The 2708-nt window shown below is 66.5% G+C and carries 1 protein-coding gene and 1 pseudogene; one reads left to right on the top strand and one right to left on the bottom strand.

Annotated features, from left to right (window positions below):
* Nucleotides 1–227: 227 nt before the first annotated feature.
* On the bottom strand, nt 228–2027 hold the full coding sequence (locus tag ABD056_RS22635) for a PHA/PHB synthase family protein (protein WP_343870552.1): 1800 nt from the start codon (nt 2025–2027) through the stop codon (nt 228–230).
* 402 nt (nt 2028–2429) lie between these two features.
* On the opposite strand from ABD056_RS22635, the pseudogene ABD056_RS22630 reads away from it, so the two are divergent.
* Nucleotides 2430–2708: pseudogene (locus tag ABD056_RS22630) on the top strand (hypothetical protein); the annotation flags it as partial.

Here is a 2708-nt window from a genome sequence, read left to right as displayed (position 1 = left end):
ACAGCAGCAGCGCCGTTCCGGCGGCGGCACCGCCGGCGGCGAGAACATGGCGTCGGGTGAGGCTGGTCATGGCGGGCACCTCGCACGGCGGATCGGGCAGGGGCAGGGGCGGGGCGGGCGGGATGTCAGGGGGCCGGCGGCGTCGGCCTCCATACGCGAACGGGGACGACCCGCCGGTCGTCCCCGTTGCCGATGACTGACGCCGAACGGCTGAAAAGGTCAGCCGGTCACACGGCGCGCATCTTCACATAGCTGCCGGGGGCCGGTTCCAGCGCCTTCAGCTTGCCCTTGGCGGGGTCGCGGGGCGCCACTTCCTTGCCGCCGAAGGCCTTCACCCAGGCATCCCAGTCGGTCCACCACGAGCCTTCGTGCTGCTCCGCCCCCTTCAGCCAGGCATCGGCCGTCTTGGCCTTGCGGCTGTTGGTCCAGTAGCAGTACTTGGCGGCGGCCGGCGGGTTGACCACGCCGGCGATGTGGCCGGAGGCCGACAGCACGAACTTGGACTTGCCGGCGACCCGGTTCATCAGTTCGTAGGTCGCCACCCACGGGGCGATGTGGTCTTCGCGGGTGGACAGCATGTAGACCGGCGTCTTCACCGCCCCCAGGTCGATGGGTGTGCCGCACAGTTCGATGCCGCCGGGCTCGCGCAGCTTGTTCTCCAGGTACATCTTGCGCAGGTAGAACTTGTGCATGGCGGCGGGCATGCGGGTGCTGTCGCTGTTCCAGTACAGCAGGTCGAAGGGGAACGGGTCCTTGCCCAGCAGGTAGTTGTTGATGACGAAGGACCAGATCAGGTCGTTGGCGCGCAGCATGTTGAACGTGGTCGCCATGTCGGCGCCGTCCAGGTAGCCGGCTTCGTCCATCTTGGTTTCCAGGCTCTTCAGCTGGTCCTCGTCGATGAACACCTTCAGGTCGCCGGCCTTCTCGAAGTCGGTCAGCGTGGTCAGGAAGGTGGACGACGCCACCTGGTCCGCCTCGCCCGTGGCGGCCAGATAGGCCAGGGTGGAGGCGAGCAGGGTGCCGCCCAGGCAGTAGCCGACCATGTTCACCTTGGCGGCGCCGGTCTGCGCGCGGGCCTGTTCCATGGCCGCCAGGGTGCCTTCGCGCATGTAGTCTTCGAACGACTTCTGGGCCAGCTTCTCGTCCGGGTTGACCCAGCTGATGACGAAGACGGTGTGGCCCTGGTCGACGCACCACTTGATGAAGCTGTTCTTGGGCCGCAGGTCGAGGATGTAGAACTTGTTGATCCACGGCGGCACGATCACCAGCGGCACCTCGCGCACCTTTTCGGTGGTGGGGGTGTACTGGATCAGCTGCATCAGGTCGTTCTGGAAGACCACCTGGCCGGGGGTGGCGGCGACGTTCTCGCCGACCGTGAAGGCCTTCTCGTCGGTCATGGAGATGCGCAGCCGGCCGTGGCCGCGCTCCAGGTCGTCCAGCAGGTGCTCCAGGCCCTTCACCAGGTTCTCGCCGCCGCTTTCCACGGTGGCGCGCAGCACTTCCGGGTTGGTCAGGGCGAAGTTGGTGGGCGCCATGGCGTCCACGTACTGCTTGGTGAAGAAGTCGAGCTTCTTGCGGGTGTGGTCGTCCATGCCGTCGGTCTGGTTGACCACGTCCTGCACGAACCGCGACGTCAGCAGGTAGGACTGCTTGATGAAGTCGAAGACTTCGTTGTCCTGCCACGTCTCGTCCTTGAAGCGGCGGTCGCCGGGTTCGGGCGTCACCACCGGGTCGGTCTTTTCGCCCATCATGCGGCGGGCGGTGTTGGTCCACAGCTGGAGGTAGTTCTGCCACAGCGTCATCTGGGCCTCGACCAGCTTGGTCGGGTCCGCCATCAGGCGCGTGGTCATTTCAAGGAAGGCCTGGCCGAGGTTCAGCGGGTCGTTGACCTGAACCTCCGGGTTCTGTGCCTGGCGGGCGAGGAACTCGGACACGAGGCGCTGGCTGCGCTCGGCAATGCCGGTCATCGCCTTGGTGAGTTCTGCGGGGTCGGGCATCTTCAGATCGGGGTCCTGATGTTCGGCCATTGTGCAGTCCTTAGCGTGGAACCGTCCGTGGTTACCTGGACGGACAAAAGATGCGGACGCGGCTTGCCAGCTCTTCGGGTGCGGGTATTCCGCTCGAAGCTACGATTGAACGGCGGGCGTTGTCCATTGTTCTAACTCGGAAGTGCCCCGGAACGGCATGCAAGGCCGGACTGGGCTTGCGCATCCCCGCCCTGTATACTCCCGCCGCGGCCGACCGTTGTCATCGCCCTCGCCACACTGTAGTGAGGGACCGGCGCGACATAAAGCCGCGTTTGTTGACCGAATTGTTGCCGAAGCGGAAAACGAAGGTTCGGAGACGTCATGGTGGATAGGCAAAAGATCGTGGCAGCGGTGAAAACGGGGAGCCGTCGCGGCCTTAAGGCCGGCGCGCTGCTGATGGGAATGTCCATCATCGCCTCTTGTTCCATGTTTGGTGAAGATTCGTCCGATGTCGCCGATGATCCGGCGGCCGCGGCCCGCGCCGTCGGCGAGGTGGAGCGCGGCCTGGTGGGCGACAGCGGCAACGCCCGCTATGACGAGAGCATCCGCCGCCGCCCGGTGACCACCGTGCGCCCGCTGGAAGCGCCGCCGCCGGCCCCGGCGCCGGCCACCGAGCCGGCTCCCCAGGCCGCCGCCCCGGCGCCGGTGGAAGCGGCGCTGGTCGCCGCCGCCCCCGCCGCC

The organism is Caenispirillum bisanense, from assembly GCF_039523075.1.
Lineage (GTDB): Bacteria > Pseudomonadota > Alphaproteobacteria > Rhodospirillales > Rhodospirillaceae > Caenispirillum > Caenispirillum bisanense.
The sequence above is the reverse complement of the archived record's forward strand: the minus strand, read 5'-3'. Positions and strand labels throughout refer to the sequence as shown.